Genomic DNA, 21,010 nt, shown 5'->3' on the forward strand with positions numbered 1-21,010 from the left:
CGGCAAATGGCATGTTTCCTCCCTGAAACGGTTATCAGCCTAGCGGTTGGCCTTGTCGATATCGCGCCAGGTGAGCCAGAGCCTGAGATCAAACTCCAGTTGATGATAGTCCGGCTCCATGTGTTGGCAGAGCTGATAGAAGCTCTTGTTGTGATCCTTCTCTTTGATATGGGCCAGCTCGTGCACCACGATCATTTTCAGGAACGGGGGCGGTGCCTCCTTGAACAGGGCGGCGATACGGATCTCGTTCTTGGCCTTGAGCTTGCTGCCCTGCACCCGGCTGACGTAGGTGTGCAGGCCGAGGGCATCTTTGATCACGTTGATTTTGCCATCGAACACCACCTTTGACAGGGGCGCCGAGCTCTTGAGGTAGCGGTTCTTCAGCTCCATGGTGTAGGCGAGCAGCGCCTTGTCGCTCTGGACCTGGTGGCTATCCGGGTAGCGTTTGGCCAGCATCTCCCCCAGCTTGCCCGCTGCAATCAGCTGCTGTACCTGTGCCTTGAGGGGGTCGGGATAGCCGCCCAGATAAGTCAGTTCCGCCATGGTGTCACTCGTCACATCAAAAAGAGCGTCATTGTAGTTATCTCGGACGGGCTTGCCTACTGTGGGCCGCCGCTGCAAGGGGCTCTGGCGCAAGAAAAAGGGCGGCCATTGCAACAATGGCCGCCCTGCGGGGCGTATTGACGATCAGCGTCGGCGATAGAGACCCGGATCCACCTCTTCATAGTGGCTGGTCAGGTATTGATAGAAGGCAAGATGGAAAGGAGAGCTGGGTTTTTTCAGCTCCTCGCTCACCCGATCCGGCTTGGCGATGATGAACTTCGGATTCTGGCGCTGGATATCGGCCAGCACTCGCTCGCGCACGTCATAGGGCGGATTGACGTTGGCAAAGAAGAGGTAGGCGGAGGCTGGCTGGCGATCGGTCCAGAGATAATATTGCGGCTGGATGCCATCGACCCAGATCTTGTCGCTCGGGACTGTCTCGGCCTTGATGCGATCAACCCGTACCTGCGCGGCCGGATTGAAAGGGCGACCCTTGAGGGTGCCTTCCCAGGCGTTGTTGATCATCAGCAGGAGCATGGCCAGCGTCGCCAGCCAAGGGGTGGCACTGCGCACATCCCAGGCGCGCCAGAGGGGGATGAGGATCAGCACCGGCAGCGCCCACAGCAGGCTGGTGCCGAGCACTTCGTTAACCCGTTCGAGGGACCACTCCTTGGTGCTCCAGCCAAAGACCAACTGCTGGGCCAGCAGCCAGCTGGCGGTGAGCACCACTAGCGAGATGCAGAGCAGGCCGACACCGTCTGCCTGCTGTTCGCTGCGATCCAGCAATACCGCCAGCGGCAGCAGCGCCAGTTGCAGATAGAGCACGTCGTAGTGATCGAACACATGGCCGGAGACCGAGTTGGCGATCAGGGTAAAGAGCACGCCAAACAGGGTCGCCAGCAGGGCGGGCAGATACCACTCCTGACGGCGGCTCAGCATCAGAATGATGAAGGCGGGCAGCAGCATGATAAGGCCGGTGCGCAGCAGGCCGACGGCGCCCACCATGGGGGAGAAGCCATTGCCATAGCTCCCCTCGAAGAAGATGTCGAAGGCGTAGTATTTGAAGGCCGCCAGCAGATCATGCTGCTGGAAGTAGGCGTAAAGGGGGCCGCCAATCAGCGCCAGCCCCAGCAGGCTGGAGATAAGTAGCAAGATGGCATCGCGCCACTTCTCATGTAGACACCAGTGGCAGAACAGCACCAGATACCAGGCGCCCCAGAAGGCACCGTTGTTGGTACGCATCCAGGCAACGATGGCGAAGGTGAGGGCCGCCACCAGTGCGGGCCACCAGCGAAATCCCTTGTCCAGCAGCAGGGTAATGAAGGCCCACTGGGCGATAAGGGCGAGATGGAAGGTCCAGTCCTCGGTCATGTTGCCGTAGTAGTAACGGGTGCCGTAGAGAGCCAGCACCGCCAGCATGGCGCCGAGGCGCGCCTTGAACGAGAGTCCGAGCTGGGCAAAGGCCTGCCAGCTGGCCAGCAGTCCGAGCCAGCAGAACCCCCACTCCAGCGCCCAGATCCCGACAAATCCCCCCAGACCGTAGCCCAGCGCATCGAGGGCGAAGATCATCGGCCCCTTGATGTCGATCATGTCGCGATAGAGCACGCCCCCTTCGCTCCACATCTTGCCCATCACAGCGAACAGCGAGGCATCAAATCCCGGCGCCATGGCATGGAAGAGCGGATTGCGCAGACAGAAGAGCAGCGCCAGCAGGGCGGTCAGCAACACGATGGCTGGCTTGATGCCCGGGTTGACGCGAGGAGGGGTGAAACGGATGGAGTGATTCATGAAGTCGCCTGTTCCTGCAGCTGGTCTTGAAAGCGGGCCTATCTTGCCGAGCTAGTGAGTGCGATGCAATGGGGCTGGCCCGTGTGGGGCAAATATTGTCGCAAAAGCCCGGTTCCTGGAGGGAACCGGGCGATGGTTGCGGCCATATTGGCCGTCAGGCAGCATGGGGCAACAGCCATCACCCCGACATCAACGGATGTACTCAAGCAGGGGGGGCTGCGCTTCCAGCGAGGGCAGATGGCGGGCCCAGCGGATAAAGGCGTCGGCCAGGGTGATGCCGAGCTCCTGATTGTGCTGGGTCAGGGTGCGCGCCAGTGCGGTGTAGCCCTCCTTGCCGGAGGCGGTATAGGCGCTGGATACCCCGCGATAGATCTCATTGGCATTGACCGCTTGCCACTGGCCGGGGGCGGCTTCCCACTCCAGTCGGGTGATGCGCTGGCCCTTGGGTAGATTGGCCTGATAGGTGAATCGCACCCCGGCAGTGTAGGGGAAGCTGCCGTTGCCATTGCCGACCACGCCGTTGTTGGTGGCGTTGTCGATGGCATTTTCCAGTGCTTCCGCCAACTCGTGACCGTGCACCCGATAGAGGGTGAGGGGAATGGCAAACGGCAGCAGGCGCCCGGCAATATCCGCCTCACTCAGCGGGCCCGGCTCCAGCGAGCAGCGCACGCCACCGGCGTTGTGCAGGGCAAAGTCCACTTCACCCACCTGCTCTCGCGCCGCGGTCAGCATGGCGCTGGCCACCAGCGGTGCCAGCATGCTGCCATGGGGCATCTTGCTGTCGGGCAGCCGTTGATGGGGCAGGGGAGTGTCGAGCCGGGTGACGATGCGCTGGCTCATGGTCTCGATCTCCGGCCGATAGCGTTTGGCCAGATGTTGTTCAAGCTGTGGATCCGGCTCGCAGAAGGTGAGCCCGGCGGGCGGGGTGGAGGCAAACGGCCAGGGCTGCCAGGGGAGCCACTCCAGCTGTCCCTCACTTTGTACGACACGGCCCGCCTCATCGAAGGTGAGTTCGCATACGCCGAGGCAGAGGGCGCTGTGACCGGCGTGCAGAATGGCCACCCCGTTGTTCATCAGCGGATAGGTGCCTTCGCTTGGCAGGCCGAGGGGGGCGAGATCCCCCAGCAGGCTGTGGGTGTGGCCGCCGATGATGAGGCTGAGCTCAGGGAAGCGCTCGGCCAGCAGCTTGTCTTGATCCAGCCCGAGGTGGCTCAGCAGCACGATATGCTGGATCCCTTCGCGCTTTATCTCCCGCAGCACTTTAGTGAGGGTGTCGGTGACGGCGTGGAAACGGGTATGAGGATCCGGGTTGGCGATGGCAGCCATCTGGGGCAGGGTGATCCCCAGCAAGGCAAAGGAAACCCCGTCGATCACTCGGCGATGCCAGGGCTGATGGGCGTCGTAGAGGTGGGGGATATCCCACAGCCCCAGCGGCGTGTCGGCAGGCTCCTGACTGTTGTCCAGATTGGCGGCCAGCACCGGAACATCGAGCTGACGCAAGAACTCCACCAGCGGGCCGTTACCCAGATCGAATTCGTGGTTGCCGAGCACCATGGCGTCGGGGGCCAGCATGGCGAGCAGGTCGGCGTTGGCGCGCCCTTTGAAGCGGTTGAAATAGAGCGAGCCCTGAAAGGTATCGCCACCATGCAAGAAGAGACAGGCATGGCCTTGGCTGGCGGCCTTGACACGCAATTGGGTGAGTCGGGTCAGGATCCGGGCATAACCGCCGCATTGGGTGCGCCACTGGTCTTCAGAGACGGGAGAGAAGCTCATCGGTGCGCCATCGAAATGGGAGTGGCAATCACTGAAATGGGCAAGTTGAACCGTAATACTCATCTCGGTCCTCCTTAGGGGGGAAATGAGCGCCGAGTCTACTGCAAAGGGGGGGGAGGATACCAGCCCGGCAGGGTGCCGGGCTGGTCAGCGATCAGGCGGGCACCATGATCTGGGTGGCGACGATCACCACCAGCAGGCCGACGGCGACCGGCATACTGGTGCGCTTGACCACCTCGAACGGCGAGAGCTTGCCCATCCCCGCACAGGCGACCACCACGCCAGAGACCGGCGAGATGGTGCGGCCCAGGTTGGATGCCTGCAGCATGGGGATCACCAGATACGCCGGATTGATACCCAGGCTGCTGGCCAGGTTGGGGATCAGCTCCACGAAGGCGTAGAAGGGGGCATTGCCCGAGCCGGTGGTGAAAGCAGCTAGGGTGGTGATCACCACCAGTGACAGCATCATGATCATGCCGCCGGAGCCGAGATCCTGAGCGTGGGTCAGCAGGGTGTCGATAAAGCCGATGGTCATCAAACCCTGGGCGAAGACACCGGCGCCGACCAGCAGCATGACCACGCCAGCAAAGGCGTCAGCCATGTTGCGCCAGCACACCTGCAGGCCGTCCAGCAGTTCCTTGCCATTGCGGATACGGACGAGTTCCAGCAGGCTGGCCAGCACCATGCACATGACGATGATGGTGACGATATCCAGCTGCGGGCCCCATTTGCCGTCAAATATCAGCACCCCGATGATGGGGGTGAACGGCAGGATGGCGTAGAAAGCGGGGGCGGTCGTCACCAGATCACCCGGTGCGACCGGCTCGTTGTGTTCACCGGATTTCTGGTCAAGATAACGCTGCCAGAAGAAGTGGGTCACCGCCATACAGGCGATCGCCACCAGCGAGATGGGCAGGGTCAGCTTGAAGGCAAAGTCCAGCAGCGGCATGTTGGCGGCCTGGGCGGCCATCACCACGTCCCCTGAGGTCGGTGACAGAATGATGGCGGCTGGTGAGGCGCACACGGCTGCTGCCGCGCCACGGGAGATCCCCATGTTGACCATCAGCGGGAACAGGGTAGCCATCAGCAGCACACCGAGGCCGGTGGCAGAGCTCACCGCCAGCGACATGGCGCAGGCCACCAGATAGGCAGCCACCAGCAGGATATAGGGGGACTTGATGATGCCGAGTGGTTTGCTGGCCAGCTTGACCAGAATGGTGTTGGCGCCGATATGGCTCATGTAGCCTGCGAAGCCGCACAGCACCATGATCAGCATCCCCAGTCCACCGCCCCGCTCATTGAGCAGGAAGCGGACGTATTCGAAGATATCGGTCGCGATATAACCGGTGCTGACCACCTTGCTCGGCAACACCGGCTTGCCCATCATGGCGGTGATGACCAGCAGCAGCAAGCCGCCGCTCAGCAGCACTCCGGTCGCGGAGTATCCTTTGAAAATGGCACGGCCCACCACCAGGGTGACCAGGGTGCCAACGATGAGTTCCAGCATATGTTGCCTTCTGATTGGATGAGAGTGGCGTGAGTCTATTCCGATAGAGGTAGGCTGGCGACTGGAAACCGGATGTTGTGTGAGCTAAATCAACGTTTACCCCCGTGAACAGAATTAAAGAAAGGTAAAGGTACTTTACCCAGCGGGTTTGGCTACCTACACTTGCCAGCCTTGGTTGTCTTTTGAGGCTTTTATATGGCGATTGGTGATTTTTCAGGCATTAAACGCTCTATTTTCCTGCTCGCGATGCTATTTTCACCTACTTGCGTGTTTGCGGTAACCAATGACGGTTTTCATCAAACCGGTCCTCATCAGGCGGTCGCCATGCGGCGTCTCATGGCTCCTCACTCTTACGGCGTACTGGTGGTCGCCGAGGGGAACAGACCCCGTTTTGCCGCGCTGGCATCCAAAACCACGGAAGCAAACTGCCTGGCCCGTCATGCCATCCGGGTAGATGGGGTCGCGCTGCTGATCACCCCGAGATTCTATGCCAGAGAGGGAAAACGGGGACTGTGCGAGCTGTGGCTCAATGAGGGGGCAGATCAGGACTTTTTTGCCAATCGTCTTAAAAATGATCATTTTATTCAGATAGATGGTCATGATATCAATGTGAAAAACTATCACCTCGACTGGCAGCGCATCAGCCGTCATGCTCAATAAAAATACAGTTTTAGCCTTGTGCCATACTCTGCTCACGTAACCTGTGAGCCTGCTCTGATTTCTGGGCTCATCATGGTATTGCGCCGCCTCGTCGTCACACATAGGCTATAGCCGTCATCTGTGTGGCGGTGGGGTTCACCAAGGTTGGTACTCCGCCCGTGCAATCAAGGAAGGTAGTCTGGCATGGTCAGCAAGGTTTATGGAGTAGTGGGGGTCGGGTTGTTGCTGTTGCCCCTGATGAGTCAGGCTCAGCCGAGCCGGCCGCCAGTGGTGCCAGAGTCCCGCATCAATGTCCGTTTTTATGAGGTCAATGCAACCAGTCCGGAGCAGCTTGCCCGGGCGATTGCCCAGAGTGCTCCCAAAGTGAATGGCAAGCCCGTGCTCGGCAAGGCGAGTTATCAGGTGGACTGGCAGCTGGATACCGAGCAGTTGCCGGGTCGCTGCCAGCTCAACCGGGTGACGGTGACCACCAACGCCACCGTGTTGCTGCCCCGCTGGCGTCAGAGTGCGAATAGTAACGATCCTGCCCGCCAGCGCTGGGGGCAGCTGCTCTCCAGCATGTTTGACTACGAATCCCGCTTCAAGGAGATGGTGCTGCAAGGGGCTAATCAGATTGGGGGCGTGATCGCATCCCTGCCCGAACATGCCGATTGTCAGGCGCTGCGCTATGCCGCCTGGGCGGCAGGCAGCGGCGAGTTGAACAAGATCAAGGGACGGCTCGACGGATTCCAGCGTCAGACGGGTTACGGCGAACAGCTCGGGGTGCTCTGGCCCAAGTGAGCGCTATCTCAAGACGCAATATCCAGCATCGCACGATTGACAAATAGAATGGCCGCCCGATGGGCGGCCATTCTATTTGCTTGCAGAGTCCGGTTCAGACCAGCGCTTTGCCCTTGAGCAGCTTGCGTACCCAGTAACGGGCTGGGTGGAGCGCTTCCAGCAGATCGGCGGCCAGCGGCAGGGGATCGCCGCAGATCTCGCTGGCGAGCAGCTCGCCACAGAGCGGCGCCGAGCAGAGACCCCGCGAACCGAGCGCTCCCAGCACATAAAGGCCGGGGTGAAGGGGGAGCGGCTGGGCGTTGTGCTGATCATGCTGCAGCTGCGCATAGTGATCCGCCAGACCTTGCAGTCTGGCCACCGGCCCCACCACCGGCAGGTGATCCCGGCTGGCACAGCGCACCCCTACACGCGCGTCGTTACCACTTACATCCACCTCAACGGGCCAACACTGATCCGGCAGACAGGTTTGCAATCGCTGCTGATTCTGGGCCTGCTCCTCGGCGCGAAATTCGAGGCTGCTCTGGTTGCGGCCATAACTGGCGCCGATGCAGTGCTGCTCGTTGTGCATTGGTGTGAAGTAGCCATCGTAGCAGAGCACGGTCTTGAGCTGACGCAAGGTCGCTGTGGTCGGTACATGGCTCACCTGACCGCGCACCGGGTAGAGCGGCAGCTCGGCGAAGGGGATAAGTGCAGGCAATTGATGACCGGCGGCAACCACCAGGTTGGGGATCTGCCACTGGCGGCCATCCTGACTCTTCACTCGCCAGCCATCAGCCAGCTCGGCAATGGTGTGCACCCGGGTGTGGTACTCCACCTGCAGCAGGCCGCTGGCCTGCGCCTCTGCAATGGCGGCGCGGGTGAGGTCTGCCGGACAGAGCCAGCCCCCCAGCGGATAGCTGACCCCCTCGTGTCCACCGGGCAGGCCTGCGATCGTGGCGGCTTCTGCCGCGGTCAGGGGCTGCATCAATGCGGGCGGGAAGGCGCCCTGAGCCATCTTGGTCAGTTTGGCGCGGGATTTGTCGTCAAAACCGAGTTGCACCACACCGCATAAATCAAAGGCTACGGGATGACGTGCAGCCAGCGCCAACAGCCGTTGCCGGGCATAGCCAAAGGCCTGCGAATAGAAGCGCGATAGCGCATCGTGTTCGCCATTGAGCAGGGGATAGAGCGCGCCCTGGCGATTGCCGGAGGCGCCGGTGGCCGCTTCGCCTGCGTCGCACAACAGCGTCACCTTGCGGCCTCGCTCGGTCAGTGAGAGGGCGGTCATGGCCGAGGCGATGCCACCGCCGATGATCACCACCTCGCCATCCCGGCCAGCCGGGCGTGCATAGTGGTTGGTGATGGTCTGCGCCGGGGCCTTGGCACTGCGCTCACCGATCAACATGGCCCACTTGGTGCCGTGGCCCTTGGTCTTCTTTGTGGCAAAACCGGCATCAATCAGACCACGGCGGACAAAACCGGCGCTGGTAAAGGTGGAGATGGTCGCATTCCCGCGCGCGAGACGGGCCAGACTGTCAAACAGTTCAGGTGTCCACATCTCGGGGTTCTTGGCCGGCGCAAAACCATCCAGGTACCATACGTCGACCAGACCCTCTGTCCCGTGGGGGACCTGCGGCAACATATCCTGGATGTCGCCAAACCAGAGATCGAGACGAATGCGGCCACCGGCAAAGTGCAGACGATGGCAGCCGGAGAGCGGGAGCGGCCACTGTGCGATGAGATCCTGGCTCAAGGAGGCCAGCTCGGGCCAGGCGGCCAGTGCTTTGTGCAGATCCGTTTGGGTTAGTGGGTATTTCTCGAAACTGATGAAGTGCAGACGGGAGCCGTTGCCGGATTGGGGCGCCTGTGCCAGGAAGGCTTGCATTGTCGCCAGAAAGTTAAGGCCTGTGCCGAAACCTGTTTCACCGATCACGAAACTGTCTCTATCGTGGTGCGAAAATCGCGCAGGCAATCGGTTTTGCTGCAAAAAGACGTAGCGGGTTTCACTTAGACCGTTATCATTGGAAAAGTACACATCCCCGAAGTCACTGGAGACCGGAGTTCCCGCTTCACTCCAGTCCAATCGGGCATGTTGTAAGGATGTTTGACTCACGTTTTCCTCGGCTCGCGTCACAAAATCGCGGGCATTCTACGTGAAAGCAGACCAGTTTGGCAGCCGAAAGCGGGTAGACTTGGCGCCAGTTTTTCCAGACGAGATGAATTAATGAGAAGAGCAGTGATCACCGGTATCGGCGTCATCTCCAGTATCGGCAACAACAAGGAAGAAGTGCTGGCCTCCCTGAAAGCAGGTAAATCCGGCATCACCTATTCCGAGCAGTTCGAACAGCACAACCTGCGTAGCCGTGTCTGGGGTAACATCAAACTCGATCCGTCTGAACTAATCGACCGTAAAGTCATGCGTTTCATGGGTGACGCCGCGGCTTACGCCTATCTCTCCATGCAGCAGGCCATTGAAGATGCCGGTCTGCCTGAAGATCAGGTCTCCAACGAGCGTACCGGCCTGGTGGTCGGTTCGGGTGGTGCCTCCGGCAAGAATACCTCGGAGTCTGTGGACATCGCCCGTGAGAAAGGGGTCAAGCGTGTGGGCCCTTACATGGTGCCGCGTACCATGTCCTCCACCACCTCTGCCTGCCTCGCGACCCCGTTCCAGATCAAGGGGGTCAACTACTCCATCAGCTCCGCCTGCGCCACCTCTGCCCACTGCATCGGTCACGCGCTTGAGCTGATCCAGCTTGGCAAACAGGATGTGGTCTTCGCCGGCGGCGGTGAAGAGCTGGACTGGTCCTCTACCATCCAGTTTGACGCCATGGGTGCCCTCTCCACCAAGTACAACGACACGCCGGAAAAAGCGTCCCGTACCTATGATGCGAACCGCGACGGTTTCGTTATCTCCGGTGGCGGCGGCATTCTGGTGATCGAAGAGCTGGAACATGCGCTGGCCCGTGGTGCTCACATCTATGCTGAGCTGACCGGTTATGGTGCCACCTCCGATGGCTATGACATGGTCGCCCCGAGCGGTGAAGGCGCGGTGCGTTGCATGAAGATGGCGATGCAGGGTGTGGGCAAGGTTGATTACATCAACACTCACGGCACCTCCACCCCGGTGGGTGATACCAAAGAGCTGGAAGCTATCCAGACTCTGTTTGGCGCCAACGGTCCCAAGATCTCTGCCACCAAGGCGATGACCGGCCATGCGCTGGGTGCTGCGGGCGTGCACGAGGCTGTCTACTCCCTGTTGATGATGGAACACGGTTTTATCGCCCCCAGTATCAACATCGAGACCCTGGACGAGAAGGCTGAAGGTCTGCCCATCGTGCGCGAGTACGAAGCGGCCGAGCTCAATACCGTCATGTCCAACAGCTTCGGTTTTGGTGGCACCAACGCCTCACTGGTATTCAGCAAATTCAAAGGCTAAATCCGGTTGATAGGGAAAAAAGCGCCTCAGGGCGCTTTTTTTGTGTCCGGGATTTGCCAAATCCTTGCAGAGCAGAGCATCCGCCATCGTGGGGTAGGGTGTATAGTTGTGGTAGTTTTCAGCGCAGATGGCGGGTGTCAGGTGACGTCACATCAATGAGCCAACTCCGCATCCCGTTAGCAAGTTAGCAAGGCAGATAGCACGAAGGGAGCCCGAGGCTCCCTTCTTTGTTAGTGGTAATTTGATGGCCGTTGGCTAGAACCAGAAACCGATGATAAAGGAGCCCGCCAGCGTCAGCATCACGTTGGCCACCGCATAGGTACCGGCGTAACCGAGCGCCGGAATGGAGCTGTTGGCGGCCTCGTTGACCACATCCATCGCCGGGGCACAGGTACGGGCACCGGTGATGGCCCCGAGTAGCAGGGCCGGGTTCATCTTCAGTACCCAGACCCCGAACAGATAACCCACCAGCACTGGCAAGGTGGTCACTAGCATGCCGGAGAAGAGCACCACGGCGCCCACTTCACTGAGGTGATCGAGGATGCCGCCACCCGCCTTGAGGCCGGTGCTCACCATAAAGACCGCGAGACCGAGATCCTTGGCCAGCCGCAGGGCGCCGGGGGGCACATAGCCCACGGTAGGGTGGTTGGCCCGCAGATACCCCATCAGAATGCCCGCCAGCAGTAGGCCGACGGCGTTGCCGAGGCCAAATTCGATCTGGCCGAACACCAGTGAGACGGAGCCGATCAGCAGGCCCAGCACGAAGAAGGTGGTGAAGGCCACCAGATCCGTGGTCTGGCTGTGGATGCTGATAAAGCCGATCTTGTTGGCCAGCAGTTTGACCCGCTGTTTCTCGCCGCTGATCTGCAGTACGTCGCCTTTTTGCAGCATGATGTTGCGATCGAACGGCATCTCGATCTGGGAGCGTACCACCCGGTTGAGGAAGCACCCTTTCTCGGTGAGGTTGAGCTCCACCAGATGGCGGCCTACCACGGCGTCATTCTTTACCACTATCTCTTCGGTGACGATCTGCAGGTCGAGCAGGTTGCGATCAAATACCTCTTTACCGTTGCGGTAGTTTACATCCAGCTTCTCGTGGCTCTCGGGATAGCCCACCAGGGCGATCTCATCCCCTTCCTGAATGACGGCATCGCCATCGGGACTGGCCAGAATGCCGTTGCGGCGGATCCGCTCCACATAGCAACCGGTATGGGGATAGATGCCGGTCTCTCGCAGGGTACGACCACCTATCCATGCCGCCAGCTCGGGGCCGACCCGATAGGCGCGGATGATGGGCAGATAGGTCTTGCGACTCTCGCTGTCGGAGAGACCCCGCTCACGGGCGATTTTTTGTGCCTCGGTATTGAGGTCGAGGCGAGCCAGCGAGGGGAGGTAGCGCACTACCAGCATCAGGCCCACCAGACCCACCAGATAGGTCAGGGCGTAGCCGATGCCCATACTGTCTAGCACCGCCTGCATATCGGTTTGATGGGGCAGGTTGAGCAGACCGCTGCGCAAGGCATCCTGGGCACCCACCAGCGCCGGGGTCGAGGTGAGGGAACCCGCCAGGATCCCCGCCGCCATGCCCGGTCCCAAATTGAAGAACTTGGCCAGCCCCACCGTCAGCAGCAGGGCGGTCAGCAAGATCACCAGGGTCAGGGTGATGTAGTGGATGCCGTCGCGCAGGAAGACGCTGAAGAAGTGAGGGCCCGCCTCGATCCCCACACAGAAGATGAACAGCATAAAGCCGACGTTTTCAGTGGTGGCGGCAAATTCGAAGCCCATCTGGCCGAACAGCAGGGCGGTAAACAGCACACCTATGGTGTTGCCAATCTGAAAGTTGCCAATTCGCACCTTGCCAAGCAGCAGGCCGAAGGCCAATACCACGAACAGCAGCAGGGAGTCGCTTTGATGTAGCAGTGTCACAAAATCTATGGTCATGCCCGGAAAAACCGAGGAAAAAAGGTGGGGCCGATATTGTGCCGGATCTATCCCCAATAAAGAAGCGCAAGGGAGCGATTAATCGGACGTTATCGGACGCTATTTAATTAGTAGGTGGCAGGATAAGAAGGCTTCAGGAGGAAAGCAGGTGATTATGGCTCTTCTTCCCGCTGTCAATTAGTGAAACATGCTGCTGACTGCCGGGCTGGCGTCGTTATGGAAGCGAATTTAGATTCTGCTGCATAGCCCCTCGCCACAGATCGGTTTCAGCAGATTCAACCGGAGGTTCTCTTGGCGGAGAAAGAGTCAAATGACGAGAGAGGCTTTCCATTTGCCCATGGTGAAAAGGGCTGGCAAAAAGATGTCTCTGAAAGGTGTCAATAGAACCTGTCACTCAGCTGTTACGGAGGGCGGGGCAAAACAGCATAAAATCAGGTTAGCCTGCAAAAAGGTCCCCCGTCGCTGGGGATAACAGGCAATCCCGCGTCCTGACAGGGCTTGCTGCACTTACCCACAGAATCTGTGGATAACCCTGTTTATGAAACTTGTTCATCGCCCTGAAAGCCGCGCCAGCACTGGGATGCAAGGGCTGTTCAAAAAATACCGGAAGAAAAATGTTTGTATAAAAATCAGATAGTTAGATGCGACAGGAGAAAACTCTGTCGGGCCGGAACGGGTAACAAAAGGGAGCGTCAGCAGCAAGAAGGATCTTGTGCATTAAAATTTGCAGGAGAGGGCACTAAAGTGGATAACTTGCACCGAGATGGTGAGGAATTGGCTCCCCCGACTGGACTTGAACCAGTGACATACGGATTAACAGTCCGCCGTTCTACCGACTGAACTACGGGGGAACATCAGGCAAGGAGGAGCATCATACAGAAGGTGTCCGAGGTGGTCAAGCCATTCGCGGGATGATGGCGCGGGTGTACCGCTGCCAAACCCTCGGTTACACTGCGCACCTGCTGTTTTGTGTCGGGAGTGTTCATGAGCAAATTGTTCAAGTTAGCCAGCCAGTTTCAACCCGCCGGGGATCAGCCTGCGGCGATTGCCCAACTGCTGGATGGCATCGAGTCGGGCCTTGCCCACCAGACCCTGCTCGGGGTGACGGGTTCAGGCAAGACCTTCACCATGGCCAACGTGATTGCAACCCTGAACCGCCCGACCATGATCTTGGCGCCCAACAAAACCCTGGCGGCCCAGCTCTATGGCGAGATGAAGGAGTTCTTTCCCGACAATGCGGTGGAGTATTTCGTCTCCTACTACGACTACTACCAGCCGGAAGCCTATGTGCCGACCACCGACACCTTTATCGAGAAGGATGCCTCCATCAACGATCACATCGAACAGATGCGATTGTCAGCCACCAAGGCGCTGCTGGAGCGGCGTGATGTCGTGATTGTTGCCTCGGTATCGGCCATCTATGGTCTGGGGGATCCCCAGGCCTACCTCAGCATGATGTTGCACCTGAAGGTTGGCGATGTGATCAACCAGCGGGATATCCTGCGCCGCCTCGCCGAGTTGCAGTACACCCGCAACGACATGGCGTTTCAGCGTGGCACCTTTCGGGTGCGCGGCGAAGTGATCGACATCTATCCTGCCGAATCGGACAAGCTGGCACTGCGGGTGGAGCTGTTTGACGAGGAGGTGGAGCGGCTCTCCCAATTCGATCCCCTTACCGGTGCCATCGAGCAGACGGTGGTGCGTTACACCATCTACCCCAAGACCCATTACGCCACCCCGCGCGAGACCATCCTCGGTGCCATCGAGCATATCAAAGAGGAGCTGCGAGGCCGCCGCGAGCAGCTGTTGTCACTGAACAAGCTGGTGGAGGAGCAGCGCATCAGCCAGCGCACCCAGTTCGACATGGAGATGATGCAGGAGCTGGGCTACTGCTCCGGCATCGAGAACTACAGCCGCTATCTCTCCGGCCGGGCGCCGGGGGAGCCGCCACCCACCCTGTTTGACTACCTGCCGGGGGATGGCCTGCTGATCATCGACGAGTCCCACGTCACGGTGCCGCAGATCGGCGCCATGTTCAAAGGGGACAGATCCCGCAAGGAGACCTTGGTGGAGTACGGTTTCCGGCTCCCCTCGGCGCTTGACAACCGGCCGCTCAAGTTTGACGAATTCGAGGCGCTGATGCCGCAGACGGTGTTTGTTTCGGCGACCCCGGGTCCTTACGAGCTGGAGAAATCTGGCGGCGATGTGGTGCAGCAGGTGGTGCGTCCCACCGGCCTGCTGGATCCCCGGATCGAGGTGCGTCCGGTCACCACCCAGGTGGACGATCTGCTCTCCGAGATCCGCAAGCGGGTCGTCGTGGCGGAGCGGGTGCTGGTGACCACGCTGACCAAACGGATGGCGGAAGACTTGACCGAATATCTGGCGGAGCACGACGTCAAGGTCCGCTACCTCCACTCCGATATCGATACCGTGGAGCGGGTGGAGATCATCCGCGACCTGCGCCTCGGCAAATTCGATGTGCTGGTGGGGATCAACCTGCTGCGGGAAGGGCTCGACATGCCGGAGGTGTCGCAGGTGGCCATTCTGGATGCGGATAAGGAGGGTTTCCTGCGCTCTACCCGTTCGCTGATCCAGACCATAGGCCGCGCTGCACGCAACCTCAACGGCCAGGTCATTCTCTACGGCGATACCATCACCAACTCGATGAAGGTGGCAATCGAGGAGACCGAACGGCGCCGCGCCTTGCAGCATGCCCACAACCTCAAGCACGGCATCACCCCCACAGGGCTCAACAAGTCGGTGGGGGATATGATGGACATGGGGGGCAGCCGCAGCGCAGGCAAAGCGGGTAAGGGGAGTCGCAAGGCCGCCGAGCCGCAAGGGGAGTACCATGCCCGATCTGCCAGCGAGATCACCAAAGAGATCAAACGGATGGAGGAGCAGATGTTCCAGCATGCCCGGGATCTGGAGTTCGAACAGGCGGCGGCGCTGCGGGATCAGATCCAGCAGCTGCGCGGCGAGTTGATCGCGTCATGAGCCCCAAGCGCTGGTTGATCTGGCAGCGACTGCGCCGCCTTTATCAGGGCTTTCGCCACCCCGCCACCCCCTGGTGGGCGAGGGGGCTGGTGATCCTCATTCTGCTCTATGGCATCAGTCCGGTGGATCTCATCCCCGATGTGGTGCCGCTGCTGGGCTGGTTCGATGACGTGACTCTGCTGCTGGCCCTGATATGGGGCTGGGAGCGCTGCCTGCCCCCCTCAGTGCGCAGCGACCTGGAGGGGGCTCCCTAATCAGCCAGGGCTGACCCACTTTTTCCCTGCGCACAGAGGTCGCGTGTGACGGAGAGGTAAGAAAAACGGCTTCATTTGAGGGCTGCCTCGGTGAGGTGAATAAGAGAGAAATCCGGTGATTGTGGCCCGGAGATCATTGGCGTAGACTCCACGCCGTTCACTTCACTGGTATAGAAAAATGGATCTGCTCCTCTTTGCAATCGACTTTATCTTGCACGTTGACGTGCATTTGAAAGAGCTGTTCGAGCACTACGGCGTGTGGGTATATGCCATCCTGTTTCTGATCATCTTCTGTGAAACAGGGCTGGTGGTGACGCCCTTCCTGCCGGGTGACTCCCTGCTGTTTGCCGCCGGTGCGCTTACCGTGGGCAGCGTGCTGGATGTGCACACCCTGGCGGTCGTGCTGATCATTGCCGCCGTGCTGGGCAACGTGGTCAACTACACCATAGGCCACTTCTTTGGCGAGCAGCTGTTTCGCAATCCCGATTCCAGAATATTTCGTCGCGACTATCTGGAGAAGACCCACGCTTTCTATGCCAGACATGGTGGCAAGACCATTATCATTACCCGTTTCCTGCCTATCGTGCGCACCTTCGCCCCCTTTGTCGCCGGCATGGGGGCCATGACCTATCCACGTTTTCTGGTGTTCAATCTGGTCGGCGGTCTGTTCTGGGTCTTGTCGTTCGTCTATGCGGGCCACTTTTTCGGCAACCTGCCGGTGGTGCGACACAACTTTACCCTGCTGATTTTCGGCATCATCGCTATGTCGCTGTTGCCCATGGTGATTGGTGCGGCCAGAGCCCGGATGAGCACCGCCAAGGCGGCTTGAGCATGGCGCTTCTGCGGCGATAGCCTGTTGACGACGAACAGGGTAGTCACAGCTAGACAAAGTAAAGGGGAGCCTTGATGGCTCCCCTTCTGCTTATCCGCTTCACTCACATCAGCCATGTGGCTTAGTTGCAGCAGCGTCCTTTTACCAGATTGCCGATGGCCACCACTGCAAATACCAGCAAGTAGGCCGCAAAGATGATCACCAGCCATTGCGGCATGGAGAGGGTCATGAATTGCCAAGTCACTTCGGCACAATCCCCTTGTGGCATAAACAACCAGGGGATCCACTGATCGAGCGGGGCCCAGGCTGGAAAATCCGCATACGGGCTGCACACATTAAAGGGGGAGGGATTGACCTGATAGTCCACGTGCTGCAGCGCCAGTTGCAGGCCACGAAACGCGCTATAACCCCATAGCAGCAGGGCACTCCAGCGAACATACCACTTCTGCGGTGCCACCATGCCGAGCAGACCTGCCATCAGTACACCCAGGGTGGCAAGACGCTCGTAAACGCACATTACGCAGGGGGAGAGTCCCAATACATGCTGGAAGAAGAGGGCGCAGAGCTCAAGAAACAGGGCTGATGCGGCCAGCAGACCCCATGCCAGCCGATGGGCGGCTACACGGCGGAGAAATTCGATCATCTCATTGATCTCTCAGAACAAACAGTGGCTGAATTAGAGCAGAGCGGGACAGAAAAGAAAAGGGCCCATATGGGCCCTTTGGCTGTGACGGATCAATGGAGGGCGGGCTGTACCGCGGGCAGTGCACTCTCCATCACCAGCCATCCGTGCTGATAGAACCAGTCGGTGGCCGGGCCGAGCAGCAGCTCAACCGCGAAGAAACCGACCACTCCGAGCACTAGCGTATAAGGGAGTGCCATCCAGACCATGCGGCCATAGGAGAGGCGCAGCAGCGGCGCCAGTGCCGAGGTGAGCATGAACAGGAAGGCGGCCTGACCGTTGGGGGTGGCGACCGACGGCAGGTTGGTGCCGGTGTTGATGGCGACCGCCAGCAGGTCAAATTGCTGGCGATTGATCGCGCCATTGAGGAGGGCGGTTTTGACCTCGTTGATATAGACGGTACCGACGAAGACGTTGTCACTGACCATGGAGAGGACGCCGTTGGCAAAATAGAAGAGGGCCAGCTGATCGTCCGGATCGGCATCGAGTACCAACTGGATCACCGGCTTGAACAGATGCTGATCGATAATCACAGCCACCACGCAGAAGAAGACCGCCAGCAGAGCGGTAAAGGGTAGTGCCTCCTGGAAGGCTTTGCCCAGCGAGTGCTCCTCGGTGATCCCGGTCAGGGAGGTCGCCAGCACGATGACGGAGAGGCCGATCAGGCCAACGGCCGCCAGGTGCATGGCCAGCCCGACGATCAGCCAGACCGCAATCAATGCCTGAACGATCAGCTTGGCTTTGTCCTGCTGGGAGCGTTTGGCATTTTCATGCAGGTTGTACTCCTCCATGATGGCGCGCACCGACTCCGGCAATTTGGCACCATAACCGAACCATCCCATCTTCTCGACCAGTACACAGGTAAGCAAACCGCAGATAAAGACGGGGAGCGAGACGGGGGCCATGCGAATGGCAAACTCGCCAAAGTGCCAGCCAGCCTGCTCGCCGATGATGAGGTTTTGCGGCTCGCCCACCAGGGTGCAGACACCGCCCAGAGCGGTACCAATTGCGGCATGCATCATCAGGCTACGGAGAAAAGCACGAAATTGCTCAAGAGCCTGACGATGATCTTCTTTCACCTCCTGATCATGGGTGTGATCATGTTCGTGACCAAATCCCTTTCCTGATGACACCTTGTGATATATGGCATAGAAGCCGGTGGCGACGCTGATCACCACGGCAATCACGGTCAGGGCATCGAGAAAGGCCGACAGGAAGGCGGAGACCAGACAGAACGAGAGGGAGAGCAGGATCTTGGAACGTACCCCGATCAGCAGCTTGGTAAAGACATAAAGCAGCAGCTGCTTCATGAAATAGATGCCTGCCACCATGAAGACCAGCAGCAGCACCTCGATATTGGCCACCAGTTCATGTTTGACCTGCTCGGCTGAGGTCATGCCGATGAGCACGGCTTCGATCGCGAGCAGACCACCTGGTTGCAGGGGGTAGCACTTGAGGGCCATGGCCAGCGTGAAGATAAACTCAACGACCAGTAACCAGCCCGCAATGAAAGGATCAAGGTGGAAGGCGATCGGATTTATCACCAGAAATAGCAAGATAGCGTTCTTGTACCATTGTGGTGCATTGCCCAAGAAGTTCTTGGCGAATGCCTGCCCTAGGCTTATTGGCATGATGATGGGTCTCAACTTTGTTGTTAGGGTCTGCTTCTATGCAGTTAGGGATAGCTCGACCTGTGCGTCTGGATGGTGACCTTTATCTATCTGATTCCTCGTGATTTTAATCAAAAATTATGTCGATGATAAACACTAGCCGATGATTATCTGCCCATTTGCTTGTTTTGTAACCACCCGTTTGGGGTTGGCTGACTCCCTTATGGCGATTCAATACATAATGCCAACACTATATTTGCCATATGTGAGCGGAGGACAGACCTTATGCTTGCCAGCCATCATCGCTTTGATATCATTCGTCAGCCTTTTTACGCATTACAACAGAGTCAATTCATGGTTATAAAAGCGCAGAGCCCAGCAGGGTTTGCCGAGGAATACATTATCGAGTCCATCTGGAACAATCGCTTTCCTCCCGGATCTATTCTGCCCGCCGAGCGTGAATTATCCGAGTTGATCGGGGTGACGCGGACGACCTTGCGCGAAGTGTTGCAGCGACTGGCCCGTGATGGCTGGTTGACAATACAGCATGGCAAGCCGACCAAGGTGAACAATTTTTGGGAAACCTCCGGCCTCAACATTCTGGAGACCCTTGCCCGTCTGGATCAGGACAAGGTACCGGATCTGGTCGCCCAACTGCTCTCCGCCCGTACCCATATCTGCACCATCTTTATCCGGGGGGCGATCCGTCATAATCCGGAGCAGGCCGCCGAGATCCTGCGGGGAGCCGATGCAGTCGAGAACAATGCACAAGCCTATGCCGAGTTCGATTATCGCCTGCACCATCAGCTGGCGTTTGCTTCCGGCAATCCGATCTACGCCCTGATCCTGAACGGTTTTAAAGGGTTATACAGCCGGGTTGGCAGCTACTACTTCTCCGATAAGCAGGCCCGCGAGACCGCAGATGCCTACTACAAGACTCTGCTCAATCTGGCCGAGACCAAGAATCACGAAGCTGTGTTCATAACCGTTCGTCAATACGGTATCGAGTCCGGTAAGTTGTGGACTCGCCTGCGTCAGGACATGCCAAGCGACCTGTGCGACAACTGATCCCTTGTCTGTTTCGAACAAAAAACGCGCCAATCGGCGCGTTTTTTGTTCGTGGCAGGTTGTTAATGGCCCTGGTCGCTGGTGGTAATTGCTTGAACTACATGGGTATTTAACCAAAAAATTGATCTGGCGCAAACAAGTCCTGCATTTATCACTTTGGTGGCATAGGACCCAGCCGTCGATTAAGGTCAAATGGTGGCATCAAGCGCGGAAGCAATATCCGCCAGAAGGAACACACCTTTCACCGGATGAAGGATACAACAATGAGTCTGCTTGAACACACTATCTGGACTGTATTGGGGTATGGGGTTATGCCTTTTATCTTCCTGAGTGGGTTTGTAGCCGTGGCAGTCACCTGCTGTGTGCTGCTCAACGCGTTCGGGGTACAGTCCGCCGAGAAGTGAGTCGCTTCTCCATGCCGCCAAATGCCAGTCTTCGGACTGGCATTTGTTTTTTGTGTCTTATAAAGCACTTATCCCGGCAGGGAAGGGGAATCTTTGGCCTGGATGGTCGAACCTGGCGCTGATTTTGATTACACTGGCGCCCGTATTTCCCACTCCCCCCTCTCTTATCAAGGTGTTCAAGGTTTTCTATGGCTCTCAAGGCAACCGTATTCAAGGCCCAGATCAGTTTGTCTGATATGGATCGCAATCTCTATCAGGACTTCTCCCTCACGCTGGCCCGCCACCCTTCCGAAACCGATGAACGGATGATGATCCGGCTGGCGGCTTTTGCCTGGCATGCCGCCGAGCGACTGGAGTTCACCAAGGGGCTGAGCGCCGATGACGAGCCCGAGCTCTGGTGCAAGAACTACTCGGACGAGATCGAACTCTGGATCGAGCTGGGCCAGCCCGATGAAAAGCGGCTGAAAAAGGCCTCTAACCGTGCCCGTCAGGTGGTGCTCTATCTTTACGGTGGGCGTGGCACCAGCGTCTGGTGGAAGCAGAACCAGGGCAAACTGAGCCAGCACGACAACCTCAGCATCATCGAGCTTTCCGACAGCCAGACCCTGCCGCTTACCGCCATGGTCGAGCGCACCATGCAGCTGACCTGCACCATCTCCGATGGCCAGCTCTGGATCAGCAATGGCTCGCAGGAGGTGACGCTGGATCCTGTGGTGCTGATGGGCAAATCGGCCCGCGAACTGTAACGGATAACGC

Annotated in this window: 17 protein-coding genes and 1 tRNA gene; 9 read left to right on the forward strand and 9 right to left on the reverse strand. The window is 58.7% G+C overall.

What is annotated here, in order from left to right:
- Positions 1-39: 39 nt before the first annotated feature.
- The 4 genes from BN1125_RS12010 to dcuC form a co-directional block, all read right to left on the reverse strand.
- Positions 40-543 carry a M48 family metallopeptidase gene (locus BN1125_RS12010; protein ID WP_042012514.1) on the reverse strand — a complete coding sequence of 168 codons (504 nt, stop codon included), beginning with the start codon at positions 541-543 and terminating at the stop codon, positions 40-42.
- 144 nt (positions 544-687) lie between these two features.
- Positions 688-2,331, reverse strand: coding sequence for a hypothetical protein (locus tag BN1125_RS12015; RefSeq protein ID WP_042012515.1), 1,644 nt, complete (start codon positions 2,329-2,331; stop codon positions 688-690).
- A 189-nt stretch (positions 2,332-2,520) separates the two neighbouring features.
- Positions 2,521-4,167: a bifunctional metallophosphatase/5'-nucleotidase gene (locus BN1125_RS12020; protein ID WP_042012516.1), complete on the reverse strand. Its 1,647-nt coding sequence runs from the start codon at positions 4,165-4,167 to the stop codon at positions 2,521-2,523.
- 91 nt (positions 4,168-4,258) lie between these two features.
- Entirely contained in the window at positions 4,259-5,611 is a 1,353-nt protein-coding gene (dcuC, locus tag BN1125_RS12025; protein ID WP_042012517.1) for an anaerobic C4-dicarboxylate transporter DcuC, read from the reverse strand.
- 195 nt (positions 5,612-5,806) lie between these two features.
- Here dcuC and BN1125_RS12030 point away from each other — a divergent pair, with 195 nt between their 5' ends.
- A complete protein-coding gene (locus tag BN1125_RS12030) occupies positions 5,807-6,271 on the forward strand; it encodes a hypothetical protein (RefSeq protein ID WP_042012519.1) in 465 nt (154 codons plus the stop codon).
- A 183-nt stretch (positions 6,272-6,454) separates the two neighbouring features.
- Positions 6,455-7,051 carry a DUF922 domain-containing protein gene (locus BN1125_RS12035; protein WP_042012520.1) on the forward strand — a complete coding sequence of 199 codons (597 nt, stop codon included), beginning with the start codon at positions 6,455-6,457 and terminating at the stop codon, positions 7,049-7,051.
- A gap of 94 nt (positions 7,052-7,145) precedes the next feature.
- On the opposite strand, the gene mnmC is transcribed toward BN1125_RS12035, so the two are convergent.
- On the reverse strand, positions 7,146-9,164 hold the full coding sequence (gene mnmC, locus BN1125_RS12040) for a bifunctional tRNA (5-methylaminomethyl-2-thiouridine)(34)-methyltransferase MnmC2/FAD-dependent 5-carboxymethylaminomethyl-2-thiouridine(34) oxidoreductase MnmC1 (protein WP_208854237.1): 2,019 nt from the start codon (positions 9,162-9,164) through the stop codon (positions 7,146-7,148).
- Between the two features lie 90 nt (positions 9,165-9,254).
- Here mnmC and fabB point away from each other — a divergent pair, with 90 nt between their 5' ends.
- Positions 9,255-10,466 carry a beta-ketoacyl-ACP synthase I gene (gene fabB / locus BN1125_RS12045; protein ID WP_042012522.1) on the forward strand — a complete coding sequence of 404 codons (1,212 nt, stop codon included), beginning with the start codon at positions 9,255-9,257 and terminating at the stop codon, positions 10,464-10,466.
- Positions 10,467-10,721: 255 nt separating this feature from the next.
- Here the strand turns inward: fabB and BN1125_RS12050 are convergent, their stop codons facing one another.
- Positions 10,722-12,407, reverse strand: a complete 1,686-nt coding sequence (locus BN1125_RS12050; protein WP_042012524.1) for an aspartate:alanine antiporter — start codon at positions 12,405-12,407, stop codon at positions 10,722-10,724.
- A gap of 775 nt (positions 12,408-13,182) precedes the next feature.
- Positions 13,183-13,258: transfer RNA gene (locus tag BN1125_RS12055), tRNA-Asn, on the reverse strand.
- Between the two features lie 133 nt (positions 13,259-13,391).
- Between BN1125_RS12055 and uvrB the strand changes: the two genes are divergently transcribed.
- The 3 genes from uvrB (at position 13,392) to BN1125_RS12070 (ending at position 16,487) form a co-directional block, all read left to right on the forward strand.
- A complete protein-coding gene (gene uvrB / locus BN1125_RS12060) occupies positions 13,392-15,404 on the forward strand; it encodes an excinuclease ABC subunit UvrB (protein WP_042012525.1) in 2,013 nt (670 codons plus the stop codon).
- The gene (locus tag BN1125_RS12065) at positions 15,401-15,658 is read left to right on the forward strand and encodes a YkvA family protein (RefSeq protein WP_042012526.1); all 258 of its coding nucleotides are present in this window, start codon (positions 15,401-15,403) and stop codon (positions 15,656-15,658) included. Before uvrB ends, BN1125_RS12065 begins: the two co-directional genes overlap by 4 nt.
- Before the next feature lie 178 nt (positions 15,659-15,836).
- On the forward strand, positions 15,837-16,487 hold the full coding sequence (locus tag BN1125_RS12070; protein ID WP_042012528.1) for a DedA family protein: 651 nt from the start codon (positions 15,837-15,839) through the stop codon (positions 16,485-16,487).
- A gap of 124 nt (positions 16,488-16,611) precedes the next feature.
- Here the strand turns inward: BN1125_RS12070 and dsbB are convergent, their stop codons facing one another.
- A complete protein-coding gene (dsbB, locus tag BN1125_RS12075) occupies positions 16,612-17,133 on the reverse strand; it encodes a disulfide bond formation protein DsbB (protein ID WP_042012529.1) in 522 nt (173 codons plus the stop codon).
- A gap of 92 nt (positions 17,134-17,225) precedes the next feature.
- A complete protein-coding gene (gene nhaB / locus BN1125_RS12080; protein ID WP_042012530.1) occupies positions 17,226-18,803 on the reverse strand; it encodes a sodium/proton antiporter NhaB in 1,578 nt (525 codons plus the stop codon).
- A gap of 333 nt (positions 18,804-19,136) precedes the next feature.
- Between nhaB and fadR the strand changes: the two genes are divergently transcribed.
- From fadR to BN1125_RS12090, 3 genes are all read left to right on the forward strand, one after another.
- The gene (gene fadR / locus BN1125_RS12085; RefSeq protein ID WP_042012561.1) at positions 19,137-19,850 is read left to right on the forward strand and encodes a fatty acid metabolism transcriptional regulator FadR; all 714 of its coding nucleotides are present in this window, start codon (positions 19,137-19,139) and stop codon (positions 19,848-19,850) included.
- Between the two features lie 263 nt (positions 19,851-20,113).
- Entirely contained in the window at positions 20,114-20,254 is a 141-nt protein-coding gene (locus BN1125_RS18590; protein WP_084202302.1) for a TIGR02808 family protein, read from the forward strand.
- Between the two features lie 188 nt (positions 20,255-20,442).
- Positions 20,443-21,000, forward strand: coding sequence for a YaeQ family protein (locus tag BN1125_RS12090; RefSeq protein WP_042012531.1), 558 nt, complete (start codon positions 20,443-20,445; stop codon positions 20,998-21,000).
- Positions 21,001-21,010 lie beyond the last annotated feature (10 nt).

Origin of the sequence: Aeromonas fluvialis (assembly GCF_000819885.1) — a bacterium.
Classification (GTDB): domain Bacteria; phylum Pseudomonadota; class Gammaproteobacteria; order Enterobacterales; family Aeromonadaceae; genus Aeromonas; species Aeromonas fluvialis.

Coding starts and splice junctions, on each gene's coding strand:
- BN1125_RS12020 (WP_042012516.1), bottom strand. CDS start 4,167: ATGAGTATTACGGTTCAACTTGCCCATTTCAGTGATTGCCACTCCCAT.
- BN1125_RS12065 (WP_042012526.1), top strand. CDS start 15,401: ATGAGCCCCAAGCGCTGGTTGATCTGGCAGCGACTGCGCCGCCTTTAT.
- nhaB (WP_042012530.1), bottom strand. CDS start 18,803: ATGCCAATAAGCCTAGGGCAGGCATTCGCCAAGAACTTCTTGGGCAAT.
- BN1125_RS12010 (WP_042012514.1), bottom strand. CDS start 543: ATGGCGGAACTGACTTATCTGGGCGGCTATCCCGACCCCCTCAAGGCA.
- fabB (WP_042012522.1), top strand. CDS start 9,255: ATGAGAAGAGCAGTGATCACCGGTATCGGCGTCATCTCCAGTATCGGC.
- BN1125_RS18590 (WP_084202302.1), top strand. CDS start 20,114: ATGAGTCTGCTTGAACACACTATCTGGACTGTATTGGGGTATGGGGTT.
- BN1125_RS12015 (WP_042012515.1), bottom strand. CDS start 2,331: ATGAATCACTCCATCCGTTTCACCCCTCCTCGCGTCAACCCGGGCATC.
- BN1125_RS12035 (WP_042012520.1), top strand. CDS start 6,455: ATGGTCAGCAAGGTTTATGGAGTAGTGGGGGTCGGGTTGTTGCTGTTG.
- BN1125_RS12070 (WP_042012528.1), top strand. CDS start 15,837: ATGGATCTGCTCCTCTTTGCAATCGACTTTATCTTGCACGTTGACGTG.
- BN1125_RS12030 (WP_042012519.1), top strand. CDS start 5,807: ATGGCGATTGGTGATTTTTCAGGCATTAAACGCTCTATTTTCCTGCTC.
- dcuC (WP_042012517.1), bottom strand. CDS start 5,611: ATGCTGGAACTCATCGTTGGCACCCTGGTCACCCTGGTGGTGGGCCGT.
- uvrB (WP_042012525.1), top strand. CDS start 13,392: ATGAGCAAATTGTTCAAGTTAGCCAGCCAGTTTCAACCCGCCGGGGAT.
- fadR (WP_042012561.1), top strand. CDS start 19,137: ATGGTTATAAAAGCGCAGAGCCCAGCAGGGTTTGCCGAGGAATACATT.
- BN1125_RS12090 (WP_042012531.1), top strand. CDS start 20,443: ATGGCTCTCAAGGCAACCGTATTCAAGGCCCAGATCAGTTTGTCTGAT.
- dsbB (WP_042012529.1), bottom strand. CDS start 17,133: ATGATCGAATTTCTCCGCCGTGTAGCCGCCCATCGGCTGGCATGGGGT.
- BN1125_RS12050 (WP_042012524.1), bottom strand. CDS start 12,407: ATGACCATAGATTTTGTGACACTGCTACATCAAAGCGACTCCCTGCTG.